At 71.2% G+C, this 25,620-nt stretch carries 22 protein-coding genes and 3 tRNA genes; 13 read left to right on the top strand and 12 right to left on the bottom strand.

Annotation, left to right across the window (positions count from 1 at the left end; genetic code table 11):
• Positions 1-52 precede the first annotated feature (52 nt).
• The 3 genes from IO39_RS49405 (at position 53) to IO39_RS49395 (ending at position 4,492) form a co-directional block, all read left to right on the top strand.
• On the top strand, positions 53-1,327 hold the full coding sequence (locus IO39_RS49405) for an acyltransferase family protein (protein ID WP_052424364.1): 1,275 nt from the start codon (positions 53-55) through the stop codon (positions 1,325-1,327).
• Between the two features lie 67 nt (positions 1,328-1,394).
• Positions 1,395-1,895: a GNAT family N-acetyltransferase gene (locus IO39_RS49400; protein ID WP_084774822.1), complete on the top strand. Its 501-nt coding sequence runs from the start codon at positions 1,395-1,397 to the stop codon at positions 1,893-1,895.
• A gap of 98 nt (positions 1,896-1,993) precedes the next feature.
• Positions 1,994-4,492, top strand: a complete 2,499-nt coding sequence (locus tag IO39_RS49395) for a DEAD/DEAH box helicase (RefSeq protein ID WP_043641114.1) — start codon at positions 1,994-1,996, stop codon at positions 4,490-4,492.
• A gap of 158 nt (positions 4,493-4,650) precedes the next feature.
• On the opposite strand, the gene IO39_RS49390 is transcribed toward IO39_RS49395, so the two are convergent.
• Positions 4,651-5,214: a hypothetical protein gene (locus IO39_RS49390; protein WP_157549942.1), complete on the bottom strand. Its 564-nt coding sequence runs from the start codon at positions 5,212-5,214 to the stop codon at positions 4,651-4,653.
• A gap of 17 nt (positions 5,215-5,231) precedes the next feature.
• Between IO39_RS49390 and IO39_RS49385 the strand changes: the two genes are divergently transcribed.
• Positions 5,232-5,726 (top strand): DUF2087 domain-containing protein, encoded by a 495-nt coding sequence (locus tag IO39_RS49385; protein ID WP_052424363.1) that lies wholly within the window; start codon positions 5,232-5,234, stop codon positions 5,724-5,726.
• Between the two features lie 137 nt (positions 5,727-5,863).
• Here IO39_RS49385 and IO39_RS49380 read toward each other — a convergent pair whose 3' ends face one another.
• The 7 genes from IO39_RS49380 to IO39_RS49350 all read right to left on the bottom strand — a co-directional run bounded on the left by IO39_RS49380 (position 5,864) and on the right by IO39_RS49350 (position 15,813).
• Positions 5,864-7,555, bottom strand: a complete 1,692-nt coding sequence (locus tag IO39_RS49380) for a beta-N-acetylhexosaminidase (RefSeq protein ID WP_052424362.1) — start codon at positions 7,553-7,555, stop codon at positions 5,864-5,866.
• Positions 7,556-7,785: 230 nt separating this feature from the next.
• Positions 7,786-9,720 (bottom strand): NPCBM/NEW2 domain-containing protein, encoded by a 1,935-nt coding sequence (locus IO39_RS49375; RefSeq protein WP_043641107.1) that lies wholly within the window; start codon positions 9,718-9,720, stop codon positions 7,786-7,788.
• Positions 9,721-9,733: 13 nt separating this feature from the next.
• Positions 9,734-11,278 (bottom strand): alkaline phosphatase D family protein, encoded by a 1,545-nt coding sequence (locus IO39_RS49370; protein ID WP_043641105.1) that lies wholly within the window; start codon positions 11,276-11,278, stop codon positions 9,734-9,736.
• Between the two features lie 8 nt (positions 11,279-11,286).
• Complete coding sequence (locus IO39_RS49365) at positions 11,287-12,603, bottom strand: ABC transporter substrate-binding protein (RefSeq protein WP_157549941.1); 1,317 nt, start codon at positions 12,601-12,603, stop codon at positions 11,287-11,289.
• A gap of 13 nt (positions 12,604-12,616) precedes the next feature.
• A complete protein-coding gene (locus tag IO39_RS49360) occupies positions 12,617-13,426 on the bottom strand; it encodes a carbohydrate ABC transporter permease (protein WP_043641102.1) in 810 nt (269 codons plus the stop codon).
• Between the two features lie 6 nt (positions 13,427-13,432).
• Complete coding sequence (locus tag IO39_RS49355) at positions 13,433-14,515, bottom strand: carbohydrate ABC transporter permease (RefSeq protein WP_211267441.1); 1,083 nt, start codon at positions 14,513-14,515, stop codon at positions 13,433-13,435.
• Positions 14,512-15,813 (bottom strand): glycoside hydrolase family 36 protein, encoded by a 1,302-nt coding sequence (locus IO39_RS49350; RefSeq protein ID WP_043641100.1) that lies wholly within the window; start codon positions 15,811-15,813, stop codon positions 14,512-14,514. Before IO39_RS49350 ends, IO39_RS49355 begins: the two co-directional genes overlap by 4 nt.
• 179 nt (positions 15,814-15,992) lie before the next feature.
• Here IO39_RS49350 and IO39_RS49345 point away from each other — a divergent pair, with 179 nt between their 5' ends.
• The gene (locus tag IO39_RS49345) at positions 15,993-17,147 is read left to right on the top strand and encodes an ROK family transcriptional regulator (RefSeq protein WP_043641098.1); all 1,155 of its coding nucleotides are present in this window, start codon (positions 15,993-15,995) and stop codon (positions 17,145-17,147) included.
• Positions 17,148-17,210: 63 nt separating this feature from the next.
• On the opposite strand, the gene IO39_RS59360 is transcribed toward IO39_RS49345, so the two are convergent.
• Positions 17,211-18,281: an AraC family transcriptional regulator gene (locus IO39_RS59360; RefSeq protein WP_169789255.1), complete on the bottom strand. Its 1,071-nt coding sequence runs from the start codon at positions 18,279-18,281 to the stop codon at positions 17,211-17,213.
• 41 nt (positions 18,282-18,322) lie between these two features.
• On the opposite strand from IO39_RS59360, the gene IO39_RS49335 reads away from it, so the two are divergent.
• Positions 18,323-19,102, top strand: coding sequence for a phytanoyl-CoA dioxygenase family protein (locus tag IO39_RS49335; protein ID WP_043641093.1), 780 nt, complete (start codon positions 18,323-18,325; stop codon positions 19,100-19,102).
• A gap of 67 nt (positions 19,103-19,169) precedes the next feature.
• Here IO39_RS49335 and dusB read toward each other — a convergent pair whose 3' ends face one another.
• Positions 19,170-20,282, bottom strand: coding sequence for a tRNA dihydrouridine synthase DusB (dusB, locus tag IO39_RS49330; RefSeq protein WP_245642712.1), 1,113 nt, complete (start codon positions 20,280-20,282; stop codon positions 19,170-19,172).
• Between the two features lie 82 nt (positions 20,283-20,364).
• On the opposite strand from dusB, the gene IO39_RS49325 reads away from it, so the two are divergent.
• The 7 genes from IO39_RS49325 (at position 20,365) to IO39_RS49295 (ending at position 23,447) form a co-directional block, all read left to right on the top strand.
• Positions 20,365-21,015, top strand: a complete 651-nt coding sequence (locus IO39_RS49325) for an ACT domain-containing protein (RefSeq protein ID WP_043641088.1) — start codon at positions 20,365-20,367, stop codon at positions 21,013-21,015.
• Positions 21,016-21,074: 59 nt separating this feature from the next.
• Positions 21,075-21,146 (top strand) — tRNA-Gly (locus tag IO39_RS49320).
• A 17-nt stretch (positions 21,147-21,163) separates the two neighbouring features.
• Positions 21,164-21,237: transfer RNA gene (locus IO39_RS49315), tRNA-Cys, on the top strand.
• Between the two features lies 1 nt (position 21,238).
• Positions 21,239-21,313, top strand: a tRNA-Val gene (locus IO39_RS49310).
• 484 nt (positions 21,314-21,797) lie between these two features.
• Positions 21,798-22,106: a DUF6879 family protein gene (locus IO39_RS56555; RefSeq protein ID WP_052424361.1), complete on the top strand. Its 309-nt coding sequence runs from the start codon at positions 21,798-21,800 to the stop codon at positions 22,104-22,106.
• Between the two features lie 14 nt (positions 22,107-22,120).
• Positions 22,121-22,978, top strand: coding sequence for a helix-turn-helix domain-containing protein (locus IO39_RS49300; RefSeq protein ID WP_043641086.1), 858 nt, complete (start codon positions 22,121-22,123; stop codon positions 22,976-22,978).
• A 67-nt stretch (positions 22,979-23,045) separates the two neighbouring features.
• Positions 23,046-23,447, top strand: coding sequence for a hypothetical protein (locus IO39_RS49295; protein ID WP_043641083.1), 402 nt, complete (start codon positions 23,046-23,048; stop codon positions 23,445-23,447).
• 221 nt (positions 23,448-23,668) lie between these two features.
• Here the strand turns inward: IO39_RS49295 and IO39_RS49290 are convergent, their stop codons facing one another.
• A complete protein-coding gene (locus tag IO39_RS49290; RefSeq protein ID WP_043641081.1) occupies positions 23,669-24,502 on the bottom strand; it encodes a carbohydrate ABC transporter permease in 834 nt (277 codons plus the stop codon).
• Complete coding sequence (locus IO39_RS49285) at positions 24,499-25,419, bottom strand: carbohydrate ABC transporter permease (protein WP_043641078.1); 921 nt, start codon at positions 25,417-25,419, stop codon at positions 24,499-24,501. Before IO39_RS49285 ends, IO39_RS49290 begins: the two co-directional genes overlap by 4 nt.
• Between the last annotated feature and the right edge of the window lie 201 nt (positions 25,420-25,620).

Here is a 25,620-nt window from a genome sequence, read left to right as displayed (position 1 = left end):
CCGCGGCGGAAGCCTTGAGTGCGTCCGCTCCCCCCGTGAATCGAGGCTCCCCATGACCGTCCTGCTGGACCGCCCTCCCGTCGAGGCCGCGCGGCCGCGCCCCGTGGCGGGTGCGCGCCCGGCGGCCCGCGACCCGTTCATCGACCTGCTGCGGGTGCTCGGCATGGCGCTGATCGTCCTGCAGCACTGGACGATCCCGGTGCTGTCCTATGACGGCGCCCGGCTGACCACGGGCAACGCGCTGTCGACGCCGGGCGTGTGGGTGGTGACGTGGCTCAGCCAGGTGATGCCGCTGGTGTTCTTCGCGGGCGGCGCGGCCAACGCGATCAGCTTCGGCCGGTCGGGCAAGGCGGCGCCGGCGTGGCTGGCGGTGCGGTTGCGGCGGCTGGCCTGGCCGCTGCTGCCGCTGGCCGCGGTGTGGATCCCGCTGCCGCACCTGCTGCTGTCGCTGGGGGTGCCCGCGCAGCCGCTGGAGGTGGGGGCGAAGCTGACCGGCCAGCTCCTGTGGTTCCTGGCCGTGTACCTGATCGCGGTCGTGGCCACCCCGTACGCGATGCGCCTGCACGAGCGGTACGGCTGGCGCGTGCCCGCCGCGCTGGCGGCCGCGGCGGTGCTGACGGACGTGGCCAGGTTCACCACCGGTGTCGAGCCCGTGGGCTACCTGAACGTGCTGTTCGTCTGGATGGCCGTGCACCAGCTCGGCCTGTTCTACGCCGAGGGGCGGCTGCGGGGCGCCTGGGCCCTGGCGGCGGGCGGGTTCGGGGCGGCGGCGCTGCTGGTGGCGTACGGGCCCTACCCCGGCAGCATGATCGGCCTGCCGGGCGCCGAGATGTCCAACATGGCCCCGCCCACGCTGGCCATGCTCGCGGTCGCGCTCGGGCAGGTCGGCCTGGCCGTGCTGCTGCGCCCCGCGCTGGTACGGCTGCCGGTGCGCCGCCTGCTGTCCTGGGCCGGGCCGCGCATCATGACCATGTACCTGTGGCACATGCCGGCCCTGTTCGCGGTGACCGGGGTGGTCGTGGTCGGCCTGGGCCTGGGCACGCCGCGGCCGGGCAGCGTCCTGTGGTTCGCCGGGTGGCCGCTCTGGTTCGGGCTGCTGTGCCTGGTCATGTGGCCGCTGCTGAAGGGGTTCGCCAGGTTCGAGACGCCGCCCGCGCTGCCGTACGGGACGGCGGGGTGGCGCGGCATGCTGGTGGCGGCCGGGCTGGTCGGCGCCGGGGTGCTGACGCTGACGGTGGGCGGGTTCGTGCCCGGCGCCTGGCCGTTCCTGGCGCTGCTGGCGCTGCTCGGCGGCCTGCTGCTGACCGCTCCCCGGGTGCGCGCCTGACGGGCGGACGCGCCCGGTGAGGAGCCGGTAACACGGGTGTCATCTGCCGTTGAGCAGAATGTGCCTCATGACGAAAGTGCGCGCCCTCGTGGAGACCGACCTGCCCGCCATCGCCGGCATCTACGCCCACTACGTGACCGGCACGGTGACCACCTTCGACGAGACGCCGCCGGGCCTGGACGACTGGCGGGCCAAGGCGGCCGGCATCACGGAGGCGGGGCTGCCGTTCCTGGTGGCCGAGACGGACGGGCAGGTCGCCGGGTACGCCTACGTCTCCCAGTACCGCCCCAAGGCCGCCTACCGGCACACCCTGGAGGACACGATCTACCTGGCGCCGGGCCGGACCGGCAAGGGGCTCGGGCGGCTGCTGCTCGGCGAGCTGATCGACAGGGCGGCCCGGACGGAGGCCCGCCAGATCGTCGCGGTGATCGCCGACTCGGGCGACCCGGCCTCGGCGCGGCTGCACGAGAAGTTCGGCTTCGAGCCCTCGGGCCGGCTGAAGGCCGTCGGGTTCAAGCACGGCCGCTGGGTCGACACCGTCCTGATGCAACTCGATCTCAAGAGCTGACCCGCCTGGCGCGGGGAAAGCGGCCGATCCGGGCGGCATCTTGACCGAGTTGGCCGCCGCCGGTTCGACCACCCGGCAAACTTCGGCAGGATAGGGGTGTGAGCCTACTCGTTGACCGCCTGCCGGAAGAGATCGACGCCGACCCCGACGCCATCTTCGACGCGTTCGTCGCCTGGAACGCCGAGCGGGGGCTCACCCTCTATCCCGCCCAGGAGGAGGCCCTCATCGAGGTGGTCTCCGGCAACAACCTGATCCTGGCCACGCCGACCGGTTCGGGCAAGTCGCTGGTGGCCGCGGGCGCCCACTTCACGGCGCTGACGCGCGACGTGCGCACGTTCTACACCGCGCCGATCAAGGCGCTGGTGTCGGAGAAGTTCTTCGACCTGTGCGCCGTCTTCGGCACCGAGAACGTCGGCATGATGACCGGCGACGCCAGCGTCAACCCGGGCGCGCCGATCATCTGCTGCACGGCCGAGATCCTGGCCAACGTGGCGTTGCGCGACGGCGCGGCGGCCGACATCGGCCAGGTGGTCATGGACGAGTTCCACTTCTACGCCGAGCCCGACCGCGGCTGGGCCTGGCAGGTGCCGCTGCTGGAGCTGCCCAAGGTGCAGTTCATCCTGATGTCGGCCACGCTCGGCGACGTGTCGATGTTCGAGCGCGACCTGACCAGGCGCACCGGGCGGGAGACGGCGGTGGTCAAGCACGCCGAGCGGCCGGTGCCGCTGGTCTACTCCTACCGCATGACCCCGCTGCACGAGACGCTGGAGGAGATGCTCTCGACCGGCCAGGCGCCGGTCTACGTCGTGCACTTCACGCAGGCCGCGGCGATGGAGCGGGCCCAGGCGCTGATGTCGATCAACATGGCGACCAAGGCCGAGAAAGAGGCCATCGCCACCATGATCGGCGGGTTCCGCTTCACCACCCGCTTCGGCCGGGCGCTGTCGCGGCTGGTCCGCCACGGCATCGGCGTGCACCACGCGGGCATGCTGCCGAAATACCGGCGGCTGGTGGAGCGGCTGGCCCAGGCGGGCCTGCTGAAGGTCATCTGCGGCACCGACACGCTGGGCGTGGGCGTCAACGTGCCGATCCGCACGGTGCTGTTCACGGCGCTGTCGAAATACGACGGCAACAAGGTGCGCCGGCTGCGCGCCCGCGAGTTCCACCAGATCGCCGGCCGGGCGGGCCGGGCGGGCTTCGACACCATCGGCTACGTCGCCTGCCAGGCCCCCGAGCACGACATCGAGAACGCCAAGGCCCTGGCCAAGATCGGCGACGACCCCAAGCGGCGGCGCGGCTACGCCCGCAAGAAGCCGCCGGAGGGCTTCGTGGGCTGGAGCGAGGAGACGTTCCAGAAGCTGCAGGAGGCCGAGCCCGAGCCGCTCAACTCGCGCTTCAAGGTCAGCAACGCCATGCTGCTGGCGGTGATCAACCGGCCCGGCGACTGCTTCCAGGCGATGAAGCACCTGCTGACCGACAACCACGAGGACCGCAAGTGGCAGCGGCGGCACATCAGCCAGGCCATCGCGATCTACCGGTCGCTGCTGGCGGGCGGCATCGTCGAGCAGTTCGCCGAGCCCGACGAGCAGGGCCGCCGGGCCAGGCTGACGATCGAGCTGCAGGAGGACTTCGCGCTCAACCAGGCGCTGTCCACGTTCGCGCTGGCCGCCTTCGACCTGCTCGACCGCGAGTCGCCGTCCTACGCCCTCGACATGGTCTCGATCGTCGAGTCGATCCTCGACGACCCGCGCCAGATCCTCTCGGCCCAGCTCAAGAAGGCCAGGGGCGAGGCCGTCGCGCAGATGAAGGCCGACGGCATCGAGTACGAAGAGCGCATGGAGCAGCTCGCCGAGGTGATGTACCCGATGCCGCTGGAGGACCTGCTGCTCGGGGCCTACGAGACCTACCGGCGCGGGCACCCGTGGGTGGGCGACTACACGGTCAGCCCGAAGTCCGTGGTGCGCGACATGTTCGAGCGGGCGATGACGTTCGGCGAGTACATCCAGTTCTACGAGCTGGCCCGCTCCGAGGGCACGGTGCTGCGCTACCTGGCCGACGCCTACCGCACGCTGTCGCGCACGGTGCCCGAGCACCTCAAGACCGACGACCTGGTCGACCTCATCGAGTGGCTCGGCGAGCTGGTCCGCCAGGTCGACTCCTCGCTGATCGACGAGTGGGAGAAGCTCACCAACCCGGCGGCGGCGCTGGAGGAGCAGCAGCAGCTCGACGTCAAGGTGCGCCCGGTCACCGCCAACGTGCGGGCCTTCCGCGTGCTGGTGCGCAACGCGATGTTCCGGCTGGTCGAGCTGTGCGCGCTGGAGAAGGAGGAGGAGCTGGAGGAGCTGGCCCCCGACGTCGACTGGGGGGCGGCGCTGGACGCCTACTACGCCGACCACGAGGAGATCTTCACCGACGCCGACGCGCGCGGGCCCGCGCTGCTGCGCATCGAGGAGGAGAGCGGGTTGTGGAAGGTGCGCCAGACCATCAAGGACCCGGCCGGCGACGGTGACTGGGGCATCGACGCCCAGGTCGATCTGGCCGCCTCCGACGAGGAGGGCCGCGCCGTCCTGCACGTGCAGGGCCTCAACCGGCTCTGAGCGAGGGGCGCTCGATCGGCGCTTCGGGAGAGGCGACAAGCCGTGTGCCGGAACGGACTGGCAAGGGCGTCCCGGCACAGGCCTGTCGATTCAGTTTCCTTCGCCGAACGTAGGGGTCGTGTCATGGCCGTGTCCCAAGATCGAGACATTCCCGGCCATCAGCAGGCGGCGATGGTGCAGATCTTGGCGAGCATGCGCCTGGTGTCCTGGGTCTGCCGCTTGAAGTCGGCCTTGGCGGGCTTGCCCCACTCCCCCGCCACCGAGTAGAGGATCAGGGCGTTCGCGCGGCGGGTCACGATGGCCCGCTCGCCGCCGATGGCCGGCTTGCCGCGCTGGTACGCCTGCCCGGTGATCGACAGCCCCTTGTCGCCCAGGGAGACGGGGGCGGCGGAGTAGCGGTAGGCGGAGCGGCCGCAGGCGCGTACGGCCGCCTGAAGGTCCCGCAGCGCCTTGGCCGCGGCCGACGGGGAGGCGTAGAGCACGACCTGCTCCGACTTGGCGTAGTCGGGCACCGCCGTGTAGATGAGCGTCCTGGCCTGCCTGCGCCCCGCCTGGCCCAGCGCGTTGCGCTGGCACGGGTTGACGACCAGCGGAGCCGTCCGCTTGCCGCTGGCCGACCAGCTCGCCTCGGGGTTGTTCTTGTTCTTGGCGGCTTCCTTCTCGTACAGGAGGAAGTTGTTGGGGATGGCGACCGCGGCCGCCAGCAGAAGCACAGGGATCATGGGTCAAAATGGTACGAGTGAACGACGACGAAATCAGGCGCGTCCTCGGACTCCTCTACCAGGACGACACGCTGAAGACCTTCGCCTCCCTCGTGCTCGGGGCCACCGGCGGGCTGGCCGAGAAGTCGTTGCGGAAGCTGGAGAGCGGCGGCCTGGCGGCGCGCGACGAGAGCGGCGCGTGGCGGGCCACGCCCGAGCGCTTCCGCGACCTGCTGCGCTCGACGGCCGAGCCGGCCGAGCAGCTCGGCCCCGAGGAGCGGGTGCTGCGCACGTTCCTGGTGGACGGGCGGCTGACGACCACGGTGATGAAGCGCGACAAGCGGCTCGTCGTGCTGCGCTACATCGCCACCGTCTTCGAGCCGGGCGTGCGTTACCCGGAGAAGGACGTCAACGTGGCCCTGCGGGCCTTCCACGACGACTACGCGGCGCTGCGCCGCTACCTGGTGGACGAGGGGCTGCTGTCGCGCGAGGGCAACGTCTACTGGCGCAGCGGCGGCCCCGTGCAGGTGTAGGACGCGCCCGGCGGCCGCCCGCCGCTCCGGACGACCACCTCGGCCGCGGCCCGCCGCTTTGGACGACCACCTCGGCCGCCGCCCCCGCCGTCCCTGACGGCTTCCCGGCCGTCAGGGCGGCGGCCGGCCGTGCCGCTTCAGACGGCGTCCCCCGCCGTCAGGGGCGGCGCCGGGTTCTGGCGCGATCTGAGGTTGCTGGTCCAGGCGTCGAGCGTGGCCTGCCACTGCTCGGGCGTCTCCGGCCGTCCCGGCACGCCCGGCCTGGTCTGCCAGGGCAGCGGCCCGTCCGCCCTGCGGTACTCCACGCCGATCGCGTCCAGCCGCCGCAGATGCTCCGCCAGCCGGGCCAGGAAGTCCTCCAGGTCGCGCTCCGGCGTGCTCCACACCGTCTCGGCGAAGGCCGCGAGCCTGGGGAAGGTCATGTAGTCGACGCCCCGGTTCGAGTCGATCAGCTCGGTCCAGACGGCGGCCTGCGCGCCGAGGACGCGGCCGGCGGCCGGGTCGCCGCGCAGCTCCGCCGGGATGGGCTCGAAGGCGTAGACGTCCTCCAGCGTCAGCACCGTGCCGAACGGCACCGGCTCCTCCTCCCCCGGCCCCTGCCGGTAGTCGAGGTAGAGCGAGGTGTTGGCGCAGTTGATGACGTCGTGGCCGCTCCTGGCCGCCTGCACCGCGCACCGCTCGTCCCGCCAGGACGCGACGACCGCGCCCGGGGCCAGGCCGCCCTCCAGGATCTCGTCCCAGCCCACGAGCCGCCGGCCGCGCTCGGTGAGGTATCCGTCGAACAGCCGGATGAACCAGCTCTGCAGCTCCTCCTCGTCGCGCAGCCCCAGCTCGGCGATGCGGCGCTGCGCCGCCGGGCTGGCGCGCCACTGATCCTTGCGCACCTCGTCGCCGCCCAGCACGATGTACGGGCTCGGGAACAGCTCCAGCACCTCGTCCAGCACGTCCTGGAAGAACGTGATCGTCGAATCCTCCACGTTGAGCACGTTCGTGCCCACGCCCCACCCGGTCCGCACCTCCAGCGGGGTGTCGACGTTGCCGAGTTCGGGGTAGGCGGCGATGGCGGCCTGCGTGTGCCCCGGCAGGTCGATCTCGGGCACGACCGAGATGTGCCGGCGCGCGGCATAGGCGATGATCTCCCGCAGGTCGTCCTGGGTGTAGTAGCCGCCGTGCGGGCGGCCGTCCATGGGGCCGTTCCAGCCGGTCTGGCTCTCCTTCCGCCAGGCGCCGACCTCGGTGAGCCGGGGGTGGCGGCGGATCTCGACCCGCCAGCCCTGGTCGTCGGTGAGGTGGAGGTGCAGCACGTTCAGCTTGTGCAGGGCCATCAGGTCGATGAAGCGCAGCACCTCGTGCTTGGTCAGGAAGTGCCTGGCGACGTCGAGCAGGCAGCCGCGCCAGGCGAAGCGCGGCGCGTCCTCGACGTACGCGCCCGGCACCGTGAACGGCGCCGTCCCGGGGCCGCCCGGCGCCTTCCGGTAGGCCCCGGCGGGCAGCAGCTGCCGGAACGTCTGCGCCCCGTGGAACGCCCCGGCCGGCCCGCCCGCGACGATCTCCACCAGGCCGGGCCCGACCGTCAGCCGGTACGCCTCCGGCGCCAGTCCGTCCTGGAGCCGGAGCACGATCGCGCCCGGGTCCGCCGCGCCATCCCCGTCCCGGCCCGCCGGCGCGCCCGTGGCGGGCAGCAGCTCGCCGCCCGTGACGGGGGCGAGCTCGGCGCGCAGCCAGGCCGCCACCTCGCCCAGCGCCGGGCCGGCGGTGAGCGAGGTCCGGTCGTCGAGGACGAACGACCCGGGCGCGGGCTCGTGCTTGACGGGCTTGGGAACGATCATGAACAGGTGACTCCCTAATCTCGGGTGACGGCGCCGCCGCCGGACACCTCGCGGCCGGCGGCGGCGCCGGCGAACTACACGGGGGTGAGGGTGGCGTCGGCGTGGTCCGGAGGCGGCGCCGGCGAACTACACGGGGGTGAGGGTGGCGTCGGCGTGGTCCGGAGGCGGCGCCGGCGAACTGCACGCGGGTGAGGGTGGCGTGGGCGTGGTCCGGAGGCGGCGCCGGTGGACTACGCGCAGGTGATGGTGGCGTCGGCGAAGTCGGCGTGGTCGGAGGTGGCGTTGTCGCCGCCGTTGGTCGCGACCAGCCGGACGAACCGGGCGCCCGCGATGGACGCGGTGACCTTCTTGGCGGGCATGGCCCCGGTGAGCAGCCCCGAGTGGGCCACCCGGCCTCCGTCGGCCCAGACCTCGAACACCGCCGAGCCGGCCGCGCCGACCTCGTCGTCGATCCCGGCCTGGAACGCGACCGTGGAGCACCGGCCGCCGGTGTAGTACTCGATGTCGGCAGGCGCGTGCACGCCGAGGCCCTTGGCGTACGTGACGCCCTCGATCGTGAGAGGGCGGCCGTCCCCGGCCGGCCGCTCGCCGTTGCTGGTGTCCTTCTCGACCGGGCCGAAGTGGTTGACGGCCCTGGCCCAGGCCAGGTCGCTCAGGTACGTCGTGCCGGGTCCCGGCGCGCGGGCCACGAGGACGACGGCGGTGGCGGTGCGCGAGCCCTGGCGGAAGGTGAGCAGGTGGGTTCCGGTGGCGGTGACGGGCGCGGTGACGGCCCACCTGACGGTGAACGTCTCGCCGCCGTCCAGCCGGGACTCGCGCGTCCGGGTCCGGGCCGTGACCTGCCAGCCCTCGGGGACCTCCGCCGTCACCTCGACGTCCCGCAGCCGGGCGGTCGCCCCGGTGTTGGTGACCCGGGTGACGATCTCCCCGGCCACGCCGGGCTCCAGGACCGAGGGCCGGTCGTCGCCGAGGAACGCCGGCGGGTCCGCCTCGAACGTCACCAGGGGCGGCGCCTGCTCCCCTCCCCCGCCGACCCGGTAGAGCAGCGCCCCGTGCGCGGGCACCTGGGCGGCCAGCTCCCCCGTGGTCGAGGAGACCTCGCCCGACCACAGCTCCTCCACGCGGTGGCGGCCCTTGCCCAGGTGGGTGGAGATCGTGGCGGCCCGGTCGCTCTCGTTGAACAGCGCGATCGCCCGGTCGCCGTTCTGCAGGGGCTTGGCCAGCACGTGGTACCAGCCGTCGCTCTTGACGAGGGTGCCGTGCGCGCCGAGCGGGTCCTGGTCCACGGCGATGACCTCGGGGTCGGCGACGACCGAGGGCGGCGCGGCGGCCGGGTCGGCCTGGAGGATGAGCGGCGCCGCGCCCATCGCCCAGAGGGTGAACTGGGCGCGGTACTCGGTCTCGGTCATCCCGCCGCGCCCGGCCTGGATGAGGTCGGGGTCGGCCCAGCTCCCCCGGCCCGCGTACTCGGCCCTGAGCTGGTTGACCTCCCAGATGTCGACCATGTTCGGGTAGCTGTCGGCGATGGGCCGGTTGTGGACGTTGGTACGCCAGGTCGTGGCGCCGGCGTCCTTGCCCCAGAACCAGGGCACGGTGCTGCCGTCCTCGTTGTTCATGGCGAACACGACGTCGGGGCCGAGGGCCGCGCGCATGGGCGGGTAGAGGGCTTCGGCGATCTGCCGCACGTTCTGGCCGGGGAAGTCGCCGGTGGGCACGTTGCACCAGTCGTACTTGACGTAGTCCACGCCCCACGCCCGCACCTGGGCGGCGTCGGCGGCCTCGCTGCGGTAGGAGCCGGGGCCGCCGCCCGCGCAGGCCTTCGTGCCGGCCGACAGGCTCAGGCCCAGCTTCAGGCCCTTGTCGCGGACGTAGGCGGCCAGCGCGGCGATGCCCGAGGGGAAGCGGGCGGCGTCGGGGGCCAGGGCTCCGTCCTGCCGCCCGGCGGCCTGCCAGCAGCCGTCGATGATGACGTACCGGTAGCCGAGCGGGGCGAGGGGGGCCAGGGCGTCGGCGGCCCCGCGCACGGACTGCTCGGAGACAGAGCAGCCGAGCGAGCGGCTGCTCCAGCCCATCGGCGGGCCGGAGACCGCCGCGGCGGCGCTGGGCAGGGGTAAGAACGGCATGGCGAGCAGGGCCGCCGCGGCGGCGGCCGTCAGGATGCGCATGGAGGTCCTGTCCTCAGGCGGGGTGGAGCGTCGGGTCGCCCGGCTCGATGACGAAGGAGCCGGAGGTGTAGGCGGGGGCGTAGGGCTCGGTGACGCGGGAGAGCGAGCGGAAGTCCACCTTCATCTCCCGCTGGTCGATCCGGGTGCGCACGTAGCCGCGGCGGCCGTTGAAGAACTTCACGTGCGGGTTCTCGGCGAGCAGGGTCTGCGTGTCGGGATACTCGTCGAGCCCGTTGCCCGCGCTGGTGACCGAGGTGGTGACCAGCTCCACGGCGACGGACTTCGACTCGGGGTCGCGGAAGTCGCGCTTGACCTCGCCGGCCCAGTGCGAGTGCACGTCGCCGGTGAGCACGACGGCGTTGCGCCGGTAGGCGTCGACGGCGGCGGTCAGGCGGTCGCGGGAGGCGACGTAGCCGTCCCAGCCCTCGTTGGAGTAGCCCTTGCCCGCGCCGCCGGTCCAGTCCATCTCCATGAAGAAGACCTGCTGGCCGAGCAGGTCCCAGGTGGCGCGCGAGCTCCTGAGCCGGTCGTCCAGCCACGCCTCCTGCTCGCGGCCGAGCATCGTCCTGTTGGGCTCGAAGCGCTGCACGCAGTCGGGGCCGACCGTGCCGCTCCTGCCGGTGCAGGCGTACAGGTCGCGGTACTGGCGGGTGTCGAGCAGGTGCAGGTTGGCGACCTCGCCCCACCGGATGCTGCGGTAGAGCCGGAGCGCGGCCCCGTCCGGCTTCTGGGCGCGGCGCAGCGGCATGTTCTCGTAGTACGCCTGGAACGCCTCGGCCCGGCGCTTGAGGAACGGCGGGTCGGGCTGCTCGGGCACGTCGCCGGCCCAGCCGTTCTCGATGTCGTGGTCGTCCCAGACCACCACCCAGGGGGCGATGGCGTGGGCGAGCTGCGACTCGGGGTCGGCCTTGTGCTGGGCGTGGCGCAGGCGGTAGCCGGCCAGGTCGAGGCATTCGCCGCCGGCCTGGTCGCGGACGGGGTACTTGTAGTCGCCGTACTCGTAGATGTAGTCGCCAAGGAAGGCGATCAGGTCGGGCTGGTCCTCGGCCATCCTGCGGTACGGCGTGAACCAGCCGGCCTGGTAGTCGGCGCAGGAGGTGAACGACAGGTTCAGCGCCCTGCTCCGGGCGCCGGGGGCGGGCGCGGTGAGGGTGCGGCCGACGGGGCTGATCTCGCTCTCGGCCTTGAAGCGGTAGAAGTACTCGGCGCCGGGGTCGAGCCCGTCGAGCTCGACGTGCACGCTGTGGGCCGCCTCGCGGCGGGCCATCGTGATGCCGCCGCGCACGACGTGCCGGAAGTTCTCGTCCTTGGCGAGCTGCCAGTGGACGGGCACGGGCCGGTCCGGCACGCCGCCGAAGCCGTCGGGCGCGGTGGGGTCCATGGCCAGCCGCGTCCAGAGCACCACGCCGTCGTGCGTGGGCTCGCCGGAGGCGACGCCGAGCTGGAAGGGGTCGGACAGGGGGGTGCGGCGGGCCGCCGCGCGCGCCGGGGTGGCCCCCAGCGCGGCGGACAGGCCCAGGCCGGCTCCCCCGGCGAGCAGTGAACGCCGGGTGATCATGGGGGTCCTCACTTGACGGTCGCGTTGCCTTCGGCGACAGCCTGGTCGGCCGCCTGTTGCGGAGTGAGTTCACCGAGGTACATCTCGTTGAAGATCTGGTTGAGCTTTGTCTCGAAGCCCGTGAAGCCGGTGGTGATCGGCAGGGGGAAGGTGGTGCCCTCGGCCTGCTCCACGAACGGCGTCACGTCGACCTTCTTCGCCTTCCAGAAGTCCACGTAGCCCTGCGACAGCCCGTTGTGCGCGGGGAGGACGTAGCCGCCGTCGGCCATCAGCTTCTGCGGCTCCTCGGTGCCGAGGTAGGCGGCCAGCTTCATGGCCTCCTCGGGGTGGTCGCTCTTGGCGTAGACGGCCTCGGCCAGGCCGTTGAGGTTGACCGCGCGGCCCTGCGGGCCCTCCGGCATGGGCGCGACGCCCACCTCGAACGTCGCCTCGGGGGCCACGAACGGCAGCAGCGCGTTGTTGGCGGGGAACATGGCGATCTGGCCCGCCTTGAACATGTCGGTGACCTTGCCGGTGGGCGGGTTGGTCTGGGTGGCGGGCGGGGAGACGTGGTGCTTGTTGACCAGGTCCACGCCGAACTGCAGGGCCTGCACGGCGGCCGGGTCGTTGAAGGCGTACGTGCCGAACGGCTTGTCCACCAGCTTGCCGCCGTTGGAGACCACCCAGTTCATCCACTGGGTCTGGTAGTGGTTCCAGGAGGCGAAGCCGTACGTCTTGACCTTGGCCGGGTCGAAGCCGGACTCGCCGGGGTGCTTGCCGGCCTCGTCCACGGTGAGCTTGCGGGCCGTGTCGAGCAGGGTGCCGGTGCCGTCCGCCGACCAGGTGAGCTTGTCCGGCATCTCGACCCCGGCCTTCTTGAACAGGTCCTTGTTGTAGAGCAGGCCGACGATGCCCCAGTCCTTCGGGACGCCGTAGAGCTTGCCCTCGTAGGTGAAGGAGTCGACGACGGTCCGGTGGTACTTGGCGGTGTCGACCTGGACGGGGGTCAGGATGCCCTTGGTCACGTACTCGGGGAACTGGGTGGGCGTCATCCAGAACACGTCCGGCGCGGTGCCGGCCACCGCGTCGGCGGTGAGCTTCGTCCAGTACTGGTCGAACGGCAGCAGCTCGATCTGCACGTCGATGCCCGGGTTGGCCTTCTCGAAGGCCGCCATCACCTTCTCGTAGCCGGCCTTCTGCTGGTCGTCCCAGAGCCGGTAGGTCAGGGTGACCTTCTCCGGCTCGCCGCCCCCGCCGCCCGAGCCGCACGCGGTGAGCGCGAGCACGGGGGCGAGCAGGGCGGCGGTGGTGAGCAGGGCCCGGCGCATCGGGGGGTTCTTGCGCATCGGCTGACCTCTTTTACTTGAGGCCGGTGAGGACCACCGACCTGACGATGTACTTCTGGAAGAAGATGAAGATCGCCACCATCGGCGCCAGCGCGATCAGGCTGCCGGCCATCATGAGGTGGTAGTCCACGCCGATGCCGTCCTTGAGCGTGGCGATCGCGACGGTGATGACCTTGGTGTCGTCGCCGCTGGTGATGATGAGCGGCCACAGGAAGCTGTTCCACGACGAGATGACCGTGATGATCGCGAGGGTGCCGAGGGCCGGGCGGCAGAGCGGCAGCATGACGCGCAGCAGGATCGTCAGCGACCCCGCCCCGTCGATGCGCGCCGCCTCCTCCAGCCCCGCGGGCAGGCTCTTGAAGAACTGCCGCATGAGGAAGATCCCGTACGGGGTGCCGAGCACGTACGGCGCGAGCAGGCCGTACCAGGTGTTGACCAGGTCCAGCTCCCGCATGATGAGGAACAGCGGGATCATGGTGACCGCGCTCGGCACCATCATCGTGGCCACGAACAGCCAGAACAGCACGTCCCTGCCGCGGAAGCGCAGCCGCGCGAACGCGTACGCGGCGAAGGTGGTGAACACCAGCTGCCCGGCCGTCAGCAGCGCGGTCATCACGGCCGTGTTGAGGATGAAGCGCGGGAAGTCGCCCCCGAGCATCTCGGCCAGGTTGTCCGCGGTCGGCGGCAGCCCCGGCAGCCACGGCGGGGTCGAGCTGAGCTGCGCCTGCGTCTTGAACGCGGTCAGCACGACGAGCAGGTAGGGGAAGACGGAGACGAACGCGCCGACGGCGAGCGTGGCGTAGAGCAGGATGCGCTTGGTCATGCCTTCTCAGCTCAGGTCGTAGGTGGTGCGCTTGCCGAAGAACCGGACCTGCACCACCGTCACCAGGAAAATGATCACGAAGAGCAGCGTGGACAGCGTGGCGGCGTAACCGAAGTCGAACTGCTTGAACGCGGTCTCGAAGATCCTGAAGTTGAGCACCTCGGTGCTGCGGCCGGGGCCGCCGTTCGTCATCGCGTACACGGTGTCGAACACCTGGAAGGCGCCGATCAGGTTCGTCACGGTGACGAAGAACATCGTCGGGTTGAGCAGCGGCAGCGTCACCTTCCAGAACCGCTGCGCCGCGGTCGCGCCGTCGGTCTCGGCCGCGTCGTGCAGCTCCTTCGGGATGCCCTGCAGCCCGGCCAGGAAGAACAGCATGTTGTAGCCGGTGTGCTGCCAGACGCTGACCAGCGCGACGGCCGGCAGCGCCCAGGCCCGGTCGGACAGCCAGTCCGGCCCGGTGATCCCCACCAGCGCGAGCGCGCCGTTGAGCGCGCCGTCGCGCGGGTCGAAGATCCAGTTCCAGATGAGCCCGAGCACGATCGGCGTGGCCATCCACGGGACCACGAACAGCGACCGGTAGAACCGCACGCCCTTGATCCGCCGGTTGAGCAGCATCGCCAGGCCCAGGGCCAGCGCGGTCTGCAGGGGGATGCAGAGCAGGACGTAGGCGACGGTCACCCAGAGCGAGTGCCACGTCTCCCCGTCGGCCGCCAGGCGGGCGTAGTTGTCGAGGCCGACGAACTCGGGGGCGGACAGCAGCTCCCAGTCGAACAGGCTCAGCACGATCACGATGAGCATGGGCACCAGCAGGAACGCCAGCACGCCGAACAGGCTCGGCGCGATGAACAGGTAGGCGTGCCAGGCGTCGCCCAGCCGCCTGCGCCGCGGCCCGGCGGCGTGGCCGCGCGGCGACTCCGCCCGCGCCCCGCCGTCGCCGGGAGCCGGGGCCCCACCGGCGTGATCACGTGCCGGGCCGGTCCCGGCAGTATCGCCGGTCATGACGCTGTTGCCGGTGCTGCTGGAGCTGCCGGTGCTGCTTGCGTTGCCGGTGCTGCGGGGGCTGCCGGTGCTGCGGTTGCCTGTCACGACGGATCCGTCGCCGTCGGCACCATGAGCCGCCTGGTCGTCTCCAGGCCCCACGCGTCGAGGGAGGCGATCGGGTCGCTCGCCCCGCGCAGCCCGCCCGTGCCCTCGATGTGCGCGGCCCATTCCTCCCGGGCCTCCACCTCGGGCCGCACGATGATGCAGTCGGGGTCGTTCACCCACCAGCGGGCGTGCAGGAACTCGCGGGCGGCGCCGGTGAGGCGGGCCCCGAGCTGGGAGGGCTGGCTGATGTCGCCCGATCGCGGGTGCAGGGTCGGGGCAATGTCGGGGCTGACCCGCATGACGTCGATCAGGCCGATGCTGGGCAGCATCGGCGCGCCGCTGCCGTGCAGCGTGGCCCCGGCGCCGGCGCCCCGGCGGATCAGCTCCAGGCCCAGGCGGTAGGCGGCGATCGGGTCGAGGTCCTCGTGCCGCCTGCCCGCCAGCGCGCCGGCGTACAGGTAGTCGAGCTTGAAGTGGGTGATCCCCATCCGCGCGAGCGTCTCGAAGACGTGCACCAGGTGCGCGGCGGCGTCGGGGTGGGTGACGTCGAGCACGGCCAGCTCCTGGTCCCACATGTGGCCCGCGTACGCGCCGCCGACCAGCCAGTCGGGGTGCTCGCGGAAGACGCGGGAGCGGCGCCCGACGAGGAACGGTGAGATCCAGATCCCGGCCCGCCGGCCCGCGTCCGTCACGGCGTCCACGGCCCGCCGCAGCGAGCCGAAGCCGGGCCTGATCTCCAGCCAGTCGCCGATCTCGGCCTCGTAGCCGTCGTCGATGAGGAACATGTCGGCGCCCAGGCCGAGCCGCTCCGAGAGCGCGAGGTTCTCCAGGACGTCGGCGTCGGTGACCTTGTCCCAGTAGCCGTACCAGGTGCACCACATGGGCGGCACGGCCGGGAAGTCCCGTCCGGGGGCCAGGGAGGCGGCCCAGTCGCGCAGCGCCCGGCCGAGGCCGGCCTCCGAGCGGTGGTGGCGTACGGGGCCGTCGGCCGAGACGACCAGCCGGCCCCGCTCCTGCCGGACCCGGATCGAGGGCACGGTGAGCGGGTCGGGCGCCGACCACAGCTCGACCGAGCCGTCACCCGGCTCGACCGCGAGCAGCCCCTCCCCCTGGAAGGTCCCGTCCGGAATGGGGGTCTCCGGGCGGTAGGCGAGGACCTGGATGGTCTCGGTGGCGGGGCGGGGCGGCGTGTCGTCCCAGCGGTAGCTGCCCGTGGGACTCCAGGACTGCCAGCCGTGCTCGAACACCCGGGCCCGTCCGGGCTCGCACCTGATCTCGCCGACGTCCGCGAACGGCATCAGTCCCTCATTTCCTCAGCACTTACGAAGGAGCGCTTCATTAGTAGCACCGACGCTTCCGGAGGGTCAACGCCCGATTTCCTGGACTTCGCGGCAAATGCCGGTGGGAGAGGGGCGCGCCCAGCGGCTCGGCGCTGGCATAATTCTTGATTACAGAGGAGACCTACTTAAGGACGGCCATGGCGGACCTACGCGGCGGCGACCTCTCCCGGCTGCGGCAGCTCAACTCGCTGACCGCGATCCGCGAGCTGCGCGGGTCCGGGCCGCTCACCCTGTCGGCGCTGGCCGAGCGCACCGGCCTGTCCCGCCCGTCCATGAAGGAGGTCACCGCCGAGCTCATGGCGCTCGGCTGGGTGGAGGAGGTGCCCCCGAGCCAGGGCACCATGGGCCGGCCGGCCCGCCGCTACCGCTTTCGCGCCGACAGCGGCCACCTGGTGGGGGTGGACATAGGGGGTCACAACATCCGCGCCGCCCTGTCCGACCTCGACGGCCGGGTCCTCGCCGAGACCCGGCAGCCGGTGAGCCTCGACGCCCCGCTCGCCGACCGCCTGGTCGCCATCGAACGCGCGGTCACCGGCTGCCTCACGCTCAGCCGCACCCGGATGGAGGACCTGTGGCTCATCGCGGTCGGCACCATCGGCGTCATCGACATCGAGGGCCGCGTCATCTACTCCGCCGCCGTGCCCGCCTGGCGTGACCTCGACCTGGCGGGCGAGCTCGGCCGGATGTTCCCCTGCCAGGTGCTCATCGAGAACGACAGCCGCCTGGCCGCCATGGCCGAGAGCAGGCGGGGCGTCGCCAGGGGCGCCAACGACGTGGTCTTCCTGCACGTCGGGCGGCGGATGGGGGCCGGCATCATGCTCGGCGGCAAGGTGCACAGGGGCTTCGGCGCGGCGGCCGGCGAGATCTCGATGCTGCCGGAGGCCCGCTGGTTCGACGCCCCCGAGCACCTGAACACGTGCGCGTCGGTGCCCGCGGGCACCCCGCCCGAGGACGCGGCCGGCCACACCCTGTCCGCCGCCCGCGACGGCGACCCGGTCGCGATCGAGGCGGTCGAGCGCTACGTCGACGATCTCGCGGTGGGCGCGGCGGCGATGGTCCTCATCCTGGACCCGCAGATGGTGGTGCTCGGGGGCGGGTTCTCGCGCTCGGCCGACGTGCTGCTCGACCGGCTGCGGGCGCGGCTGGAGCGCAAGTGCATGCGGATGCCGGAGGTGCGCGCGTCCACGCTGGGCGACGAGTGCGTGGTCATGGGGGCCATCGACTACGCGGTGGAGCACCTGGACGAACAGCTCTTCACCCCCGACAAGGGCCCCCTCCCGGTCACCCGCTGACCCGGCACGAGCACGTCCAGGGTCAGGCGGGCGGGGTCAGGCGGGCGGGTCAGGCGGGCGGGATCAGGCGGGCGGGGGTCGCAGGCGGGCGCGGTAGTCGCGGGGCGGCAGTCCGTACTCCTTCCTGAAGGCGCGGCTGAAGTGGAACGGGCTGACGAAGCCCGAGGCCGCCGCCACCTGGCCGACGTCCAGGTCGGTGACCTCCAGCAGGCCGGCGGCGTGGCGCACCCGCGCCCTGCGGACCGCCCGCATCGGCGTCTGCCCGGTCTCCTCGGCGAACAGGTGGGCCAGCCGGGAGGGCGACAGGGCGACGGCGCGGGCGAGCGAGGCGACCGAGTGCGGCGCGCCCGGCTCGGCCGCGATGATCGCCAGGACCCTGCGCACCCGCTCGTCCCCCTCCTCGCCCCTCCCCCCGCCGGGCCGTACGGTGGCGGTGGCCAGCACCAGCACCTCCTCCACGGCCCCCATGACCAGCTCCCGCGCCGCCCCGCCCACCACCACGGCCGGCACCCGCGCCGCCCCGCCCGCCCTCGCGGCGGAACCCGGGACGGCAGAGCCCGTGGCGGAACCCGTGGCGGAGCCCGGGACGGCGGAGCCCGCAGGAGGCGGGTCGCCGGACCCGGCGGAGGACCCGGCGGAGGACCCGGCGGAGGACCCGGCGGAGGGCCCGGCGGAGGGCCCGGCGGAGGGCCCGGCGGAGGGCCTGGCGGAGGGCGAGGCGTCGGGGGTCCAGCGGGCGTCCCGGAGCGCCCGCTGGAAGGCCAGGTCGATCCGCTCGTGCACCGTGCCCGGCACGCCCGCCACCAGATGACACCCACCGCCCCTGGCGTACGGCGCCAGCCGGCCCGTCCAGGAGGCGCGCGGCTGGAAGTGCACCCACCAGAACCGCCACCGCCCCGCCCCCGGCGCCACCCGGTAGTGCTGGGCCTCCCCCGCCCCCAGCACCGCCAGATCCCCGGCCCCCACCTCGAACGACGCCCCGCCCTGCGTCACCACCCCCGCGCCCGCCTCGGTCCACAGCAACAACCAGCTCGGCGACCCGCCGGGCCGGCGCGTGGCGTAGCCGGGCGCCTTGTCGTAGTGGCCCACGATCATCAGCTCGGCAGCAGGAACAGACAGGTTCTCAGCGGTCACAGGCATACCGTCGCACGAACCGGCTCCTTAGCGTGAGAGTCATGGAGCTCAACGACTTCCACGAACAGGGGTACGTGCTGGTGCCCGGCCTGCTCTCCGCCGGCGAGGTGGCCGAGCTGCGCGAGGAGTTCATGGCGCTGCACGCCCGGGGCCCGATCCCGGGTCACTTCGCGCCGCAGCCGCAGGTGCCCGGGCAGCCGTACGACATCCTGCGCGACTATCCCCGGATCATGCACCCCCACCAGGTGAACGAGCTGGCCCTGCGCCACCTGCTCGACCCGCGGATCGGCGCGATACTGCGCGACCTCCTGGGCGAGGAGCCGATAGCAGCCCAGAGCATGTTCTACTTCAAGCCGCCGGGCGCCAGGGGGCAGGCGCTGCACCAGGACAACTTCTACCTCCGGGTGGAGCCGGGCACCTGCGTGGCCGCCTGGGTGGCGCTCGACCGGGTGGACCGGGCCAACGGCGGCCTGGAGGTCGTCCCCGGCACGCACCTGATGGACCTGTTCTGCCCGGAGGAGGCCGACCAGGACGTCTCGTTCACCCGCGAGTACGTGCCCCCGCCGCCCGGCCTGGCCAAGGTGCCCGTGGACATGGACCCCGGCGACGTGCTCTTCTTCAACGGCAGCCTGGTGCACGGCTCGGAGCCGAACAGCACCGCCGACCGCTTCCGGCGCAGCTTCATCTGCCACTACGTGGGCCGCTCGGCGGAGCGGATCGCGGAGTACTACCCGACGCTGACGATGTCGGGCGAGCCGGTGCGCCTCGAACCGGCGCTCGGCGGCGGCCCCTGCGGCACGGAGGCCGCCGGCCCGCACTGACGCGCTCCGATCACCCGCCGGAGACGTGGCCCCGGGCCGGTTGCCGGAGACCTCGGCCGGACTCGGATCACCCGCCGGAGATGTCGGACTCCGCGTCGCCCTCCGGCACGGGGCAGTCCCACGGGTCGTCCAGCCAGCCGTCGGGCAGCAGCACCTTGGAGCGCTCGCCCGACTTGCCCCGGGGCGTGTCGGTGTTGGGCGGCCAGGGCTGGTCGTGGTCCAGCTTGGCCAGCCCTTCCCGCAGCCCGTCGAGCGACTCGGCACTGGCCAGCTCGCGCCGCAGCTCGCCCCCGACCGCGAACCCCTTCAGATACCACCCGACGTGCTTGCGGAAGTCGGCCACGGCGTACCGCTCGACGTCGAAGCACGCGGTCAGCCCCTCGGCGTGCCTGGCCATCATCTCGGCGACCTCGCCGAGCGTCGGCCGGGCCCGCTCGGGGTCGCCGTTGAAGGCGTTCTCCAGATCCCGGAACAACCACGGCCGGCCCAGGCAGCCGCGCCCGACCACGACCCCGTCGCAGCCGGTGCGCGCCACCATCCTGAGCGCGTCGTCGGCGGACCAGATGTCGCCGTTGCCCAGCACCGGGATCTCGGCGACGGCCTCCTTCAGCCGGGCGATGGCCTCCCAGTCGGCGACGCCGCCGTAGTGCTGCTTGGCGGTGCGGGCGTGCAGCGCGATCGCGGCGACGCCCTCCTCGGCGGCGATCCGGCCGGCGTCGAGGTAGGTCAGGTGGTCGTCGTCGATGCCCTTGCGCATCTTCATCGTCACGGGCAACGACCCGGCGTTGGCCACCGCCTCGCGCAGGATGCGCCGCAGCAGGTTGCGTTTGTACGGCAGCGCGGACCCGCCCCCGCGCCTGGTCACCTTGGGCACCGGGCAGCCGAAGTTGAGGTCGATGTGATCGGCGAGGTCCTCCTCGGCGATCATCCGGACCGCCCGGCCGACGATGCCGGGGTCCACCCCGTAGAGCTGGATGCTGCGCGGCTTCTCCGAGTCGGCGAACCTGATCATCCGCATCGTCTTGGGATTGCGCTCGACGAGAGCCCGCGTCGTGATCATCTCGCACACGAACAGCCCCGCGCCCTGCTCGCGGCAGAGCACCCGGAACGGCGCGTTCGTGATCCCCGCCATGGGCGCGAGCACCACCGGCGGCCACACCTCGATCGGCCCAATCTTCACCCGTTCAGTTGTAGCGCAGGTCAAGCCGCAACCGGTATTTCGTGGATAGTCTGTGATCGGCATCTTCGGCTGAGGGGGATGGATGCTTCTTCGTGTACGCGTCGCGCTGCCCGACCGGCCGGGGGCCCTCGCGCAGGTGACCAAGGTCCTGGGCGTGGCGGGGGCCGACATCACCCAGGTGACGGTGCTCGACCGGGGGGCCGGCCAGGCCGTCGACGACATCACCGTCTTCTGCCCCGACAACACCCCACGGCAGTCCCTGGTCAAGAGCCTGGAGAGCGTCGAGGGCGTGGCGGTCGAAGGCATCTGGACCACGCGCGAGGCGCCGGGCACCTACCCGGAGCTGGAGATACTCAAGTACATCACCACGGCGGGCGACCGGGCGCTGACCACGCTCATCGACTCGCTGCCCGTGCTGTTCAGCGCCGACTGGGCGGCCACCACGACGGCCGAGCACCGCGTGGTCTACGCGAGCTGGCGCGCCCCGCGCGAGGTCGTCGTCCCGGAGGCGGCGCCCTCCCGCCCGACGGCCCTGACCCTGGACGACGGGCTGCACCTCATCCACGCCCCGCTGCCGCCGCTGGCGCTCACGCTCCTGCTGGCCCGCTCGGAGGGCCCGGCCTTCCACCGCATCGAGGTCCACCGCCTCACCCGCATCCTGGAGATCTTCCTCACCCTGCCGGCCACCGAGCGCAGCGTCGCCCGCCAGCTCCGCAAGGATCCCCGGCCCTAGCTCCGGCCCACGAGTAAGCATCCGGTCGAGAAACGCGCTATTGTTGACCACGAAGCAACGCGGAAGTGGCTCAGTGGTAGAGCATCACCTTGCCAAGGTGAGGGTCGCGGGTTCGAATCCCGTCTTCCGCTCGGAGAGGATTTGACTCGGTGGCGTGGCCGAGAGGCGAGGCAGCGGCCTGCAAAGCCGTCCACACGGGTTCAAATCCCGTCGCCACCTCCAAGGACGATTAGCTCAGCGGGAGAGCGCTTCCCTGACACGGAAGAGGTCACTGGTTCAATCCCAGTATCGTCCACCACTCTTCTGGCAGGCCAGGTCCGACCTGGCCACAGGCGAGACGAAGCCCCAGGTTCACGGTCACGACCGCGACCCTGGGGCTTTTGCCGTTCACCGGTGATCGCCCTGCACATCAGCACGAGCGCCGCCCCCAGCATCACTGAATCCCCAGGTCAGATCACGAGAATCGACATCTTGACTCTGTGCACCCGACGCGTCACTCTTAGTGGGCTCACGATGTAGACCGGGAGGGTAACGCTCCGTGCAATCCAACGGTGATGGAGACGATCTCTCCGTCAGCTTCTACTGCAAGGACCCCGAGTCCAACCAGGACAACGAGTGCGAGACGTTCTACCGGACGGATCAAGGCTCCTGGGTCGTCCAGGTCAAGAAGCGCGGGCCCCAGGTCGGGGCACAGCTCGTCGGACTCGGGGAAGATGAAACGTTCGGAGAACTCTCCGAGCGCACCATGAACACATTTGTTCGGAAGTACGTGAGGGAGCACTATGGAGTCGATCTCCCCCAGGGGACGGGACAACTACGGCAGCGATGCCGAGCTGTCGGCCAACTGGCAGGCAGGCGGCAGGAAGGAAGTGCCACGCGTCCTCAGGCCATGGTGTGACCGAGTCAGCCTGCCAGGAAACGACTTCTGGCTGCTCGACGGCGAGATGGTCGTGTTCGACGTCTTCGACGGGATGGACCAGCGCGCCGAGATCCCGCTCGGCCGAGATCCCGTCATCGTGAAGTACCGCGCGGACGCCTTCTCCGCACTCTGGGAGTCGGCCATCCCGCACCGCGACCACTGTCCCGCCTAACCCCACGTCCGCCCTTGTCCGAACAAGACCAGGTACAAGCTGCCCGTCAGGCGTTCGGGCAGAGACTTCGCGGCATACGCCTGGACGCCAACCTCAACGGCCGACAGCTCTCAGCTCGATCCGGGATGCGCGACTCCAAGATCTCCCGGATCGAACTGGGTCGGCAGAACCCTACGGAGAACGACATACGGATCTGGTGCCGTGCGTGTGACGCAGAGGATCAGATACCGGAGCTGATCGCCGCACACCGGCAGATTGACGAGATGTGGGAGGAACACCGGCAGACACTGCGAGCCGGTCTCAAGCAACAGAGCGAGCGCATCAAGCCGCTCTATGAACGAACCAAACTGATACGCGCCTACGAGCCGCAGACCATTCCCGGCTTCCTCCAGCGACCGGGATACACGCGAGCCGTCATCGAAGACGTGTCCCGATTCCACGGGCTGACCGACGACATAGACCAAGCCGTCGAGGGGCGGCTGAACCGTTTGCGCGTCCTTGAGTCCGGCACATGCATGTTCTCCTTGGTCGTTGAGGCCGGAGCGCTCTACGCCCAACGCGGCAGCGTCGCCGTGATGCTGGATCAACTCGACTACCTCGAACGCGCGGCCGCCTTCGCCAACGTGGCGCTGGGCGTCATCCCCCTCGGCCGGCTCCGGACCATCTGGCCGGGGGAAGGGTTCTACGTCTATGACGAGGCGCTGGTCCGCAGCGAGCACTGGACTGGCGGCTACCGCACCAAGCGTCCAGGAGAGATCGAGACGTACCTACGAATCTTCAAGCTGTTGCAGTCCCAAGCCGTCTACGGCGAGACCGCACGAGCAGAGATCGACGCCGCACGGAGGCTGCTGCAATCTCGGGAAATTTTCTAGCTCGGACTCTGGCCGGACTCCTACCGTCGAAGCACGTTACCCGGATAGCCGCAGCACGGAGACCCCGATGACAGTGCCCGCCGAGACATCCCCCGACACCTGCCTCGCAGTCCGCCGCGTTGGCCGGACCACCATGGTCCAGCTCTGCGACCTGACGTGCCCCGAGCGCCTGGCCCTGATGAGCGCCAAGTACTGGGTCGATTGGAAGGACGAGGTCGCGCATGGCCTCTACACGCCGGAGAGCGATGGCGCCCAGGTCATCATCACGATCCAGGACCGGGCGGTGAGCAAGGCCCTCCAGCACGTCTACACCTCCGCGTTGGCGTACGAGGTGTTCAAGGAGGCAGCGAGGATGGGCAGGTTCGATGGGCTCAGTCCCGTACCCGCGAATCAACCGCATGGTCCCTGGGTCTGGGCCGGAGGGGTCTTGGACGACGAGCAGGTCAAGGCTCTGAACGGAGCCGCATGAGCTGCCCCGGCTGAGTTCGTTCTGTTCTGTCTCGACCGGTCCGCGTCTCAGCCGGGGCGCAATCCCCCAGCCGCTTCCCCGCTGGGGCGGGAGCCCTCGTCGCCTGGCTCACGTCACGTCCGTCCCGGCCAGGGCTCCCGGTGCGGACGCGCGGCCGGTGGCCGATGAACCCGTGTCCGGCCGCCGGGTAGCGGGCCGGCGAAGGGACGGTGGGTGGGAGGTCACTGGCCGGCGAGGCCGGTGTGGGCGACGCCTCGGATGATCTGGCGCTGGAAGAGGATGAAGACCACCAGCAGCGGCAGGCCGGCCAGCACGACCGAGGCCATGATCTGGGCGTAGCGCAGGCCGAAGGTGCCCTGGACCACGTTGGCCAGCCCCACCGGCAGCGTCATCGTGTTCGGGTCGGTGGAGACCAGGAACGGCCACAGGAAGTTGTTCCAGGTGTTGATGAACGTGAAGATCGACACGGCGGCGAGCACCGGCCGCGACAGCGGCAGCACGATGGTGAAGAAGACCCGCCAGCGCCCGGCCCCGTCCACGAAGGCGGCCTGCTCCAGCTCCACCGGCACGTCCTGGAAGAACTTGACCAGGATGTAGACGATCAGCGGCGCGGCCACCTGCGGCAGGATGATCGCCCACCAGGTGTCCACCAGCCCGAAGGCGACCATCTCGGCGAACAGCGGCGCGATCAGCACCTGGGGCGGCACCATGATCCCGGCCAGGATCAGCCCCAGCAGCGCCCGCTGCCCCTTGAACCGGGTGCGCGCGAACCCGTACGCCGCCATCGCCGAGAACAGCACGGTCATGAACGTGACGATCACGGCGGTGACGGTGGAGTTGATCGCCCATTTGAGGATGCCGCCGGTGCTCAGCACCAGCGCGTACGCCTCGAAGGTGATCTCGCTGCCGAACCAGCGCAGCGGCAGCACGGTCGTCTCGGACTCGGGCTTGAGCGAGGTGGCCACGGCCCACGCGATGGGGGCCAGCCAGAGGGCCGCCAGCACCAGCGCGGCCACCAGCAGGACGAGCTGGCTGAAGCTGAACCGCTTGGTCACGACGCGACCTCCTCGCGCTTGCGGAACAGCCGGAGCTGCGCCAGGGAGACGATGACGATCAGGGCGAACAGGATGTACGACACGGCCGAGGCGTAGCCGGTGCGGTAGCCGGTGAAGCCGATGTCGTAGGCGTACTCGATGATCGGCCGGGTGGCGTCCTGCGGGCCGCCGCCGGTCATGAGGTAGATCTGGTCGAACACCTTCAGCGAGGCCACCAGTTGCAGCACCACGATGAGCGTGGTGGTGCGGCCGAGCAGCGGCAGGGTGATGGAGCGCAGCCGGTCCCAGGCGGTGGCGCCGTCGATGGCGGCGGCCTCGTACAGGTGCCGGGGGATGGCCTGGAGGGCGGCGAGGTAGAGCAGGAAGTTGAAGCCGACCGTCCACCAGACGGTGGTCAGCACCATCGACCACATGGCCACGGACGGGTCGCCCAGCCACAACACGTCGGTGCCGAGCGTGCCGTTGATGAGGCCGTACTCGGGCGGGTAGATCATCTGCAGCCACAGGATCGACACCACGGCCGAGGGCAGCAGGAACGGCCCGAAGAACGACAGCCGCCACAACCACTGCACGAAGCGCAGGTGGTGCACCAGCAGCGCGAACACCAGGCCGAGGAGGACCAGCGGGATCGTGCTCAGCACGGTGAAGACCAGCGTGTTCCACAACGAGCGCCACATGCGCGGGTCGGCGAAGGCCTCGGCGTAGTTGGCGAACCCGACGAAGTGGTCGTTGCCGCCCGCGATGTTGACGCTGGAGAAGCTCATCTTGAAGCCGAGCAGCGTGGGCCAGACCAGGAACACCACGTAGATCAGCAGGAAGGGCGCCACGAACACCAGCCCGTGCTGGGTCCAGCCGCGCCTGACCCGCGGCTTGGCGGCGGGGGCGGCGGTCACGGGGGGCGCGACGGTGGTGGTCATGCCTCCGCCCTCCTCGGTCGGACGGGTACGGCGGTGGTCATGCCTCCGCCCTCCTCGGTCGGACGAGTACGGTGCCGGGTACGTCGGCGACCTCGGCCGGCTCGGTCACTAGGGCACCATCCTTACTGCGAGGCCCGCGTAGGGTCTTGTGGAAGGGACTCGGCGGGAGCCGGGGTGACGGCCTGGTTCGGTCGCCTGTGA

This window comes from Nonomuraea candida (genome assembly GCF_000725485.1).
Classification (GTDB): domain Bacteria; phylum Actinomycetota; class Actinomycetes; order Streptosporangiales; family Streptosporangiaceae; genus Nonomuraea; species Nonomuraea candida.
This window is presented reverse-complemented; position numbering and strand designations above follow the sequence as displayed.

Excerpts from the sequence above, each read along its gene's own strand:
- IO39_RS49405 (WP_052424364.1), top strand. The coding sequence starts at position 53 with ATGACCGTCCTGCTGGACCGCCCTCCCGTCGAGGCCGCGCGGCCGCGC.
- IO39_RS49400 (WP_084774822.1), top strand. The coding sequence starts at position 1,395 with ATGACGAAAGTGCGCGCCCTCGTGGAGACCGACCTGCCCGCCATCGCC.
- IO39_RS49390 (WP_157549942.1), bottom strand. The coding sequence starts at position 5,214 with ATGATCCCTGTGCTTCTGCTGGCGGCCGCGGTCGCCATCCCCAACAAC.
- IO39_RS49380 (WP_052424362.1), bottom strand. The coding sequence starts at position 7,555 with ATGATCGTTCCCAAGCCCGTCAAGCACGAGCCCGCGCCCGGGTCGTTC.
- IO39_RS49375 (WP_043641107.1), bottom strand. The coding sequence starts at position 9,720 with ATGCGCATCCTGACGGCCGCCGCCGCGGCGGCCCTGCTCGCCATGCCG.
- IO39_RS49370 (WP_043641105.1), bottom strand. The coding sequence starts at position 11,278 with ATGATCACCCGGCGTTCACTGCTCGCCGGGGGAGCCGGCCTGGGCCTG.
- IO39_RS49365 (WP_157549941.1), bottom strand. The coding sequence starts at position 12,603 with ATGCGCAAGAACCCCCCGATGCGCCGGGCCCTGCTCACCACCGCCGCC.
- IO39_RS49360 (WP_043641102.1), bottom strand. The coding sequence starts at position 13,426 with ATGACCAAGCGCATCCTGCTCTACGCCACGCTCGCCGTCGGCGCGTTC.
- IO39_RS49350 (WP_043641100.1), bottom strand. The coding sequence starts at position 15,813 with ATGCCGTTCGCGGACGTCGGCGAGATCAGGTGCGAGCCCGGACGGGCC.
- IO39_RS49345 (WP_043641098.1), top strand. The coding sequence starts at position 15,993 with ATGGCGGACCTACGCGGCGGCGACCTCTCCCGGCTGCGGCAGCTCAAC.
- IO39_RS49335 (WP_043641093.1), top strand. The coding sequence starts at position 18,323 with ATGGAGCTCAACGACTTCCACGAACAGGGGTACGTGCTGGTGCCCGGC.
- IO39_RS49325 (WP_043641088.1), top strand. The coding sequence starts at position 20,365 with ATGCTTCTTCGTGTACGCGTCGCGCTGCCCGACCGGCCGGGGGCCCTC.
- IO39_RS56555 (WP_052424361.1), top strand. The coding sequence starts at position 21,798 with ATGGAGTCGATCTCCCCCAGGGGACGGGACAACTACGGCAGCGATGCC.
- IO39_RS49295 (WP_043641083.1), top strand. The coding sequence starts at position 23,046 with ATGACAGTGCCCGCCGAGACATCCCCCGACACCTGCCTCGCAGTCCGC.
- IO39_RS49285 (WP_043641078.1), bottom strand. The coding sequence starts at position 25,419 with ATGACCACCACCGTCGCGCCCCCCGTGACCGCCGCCCCCGCCGCCAAG.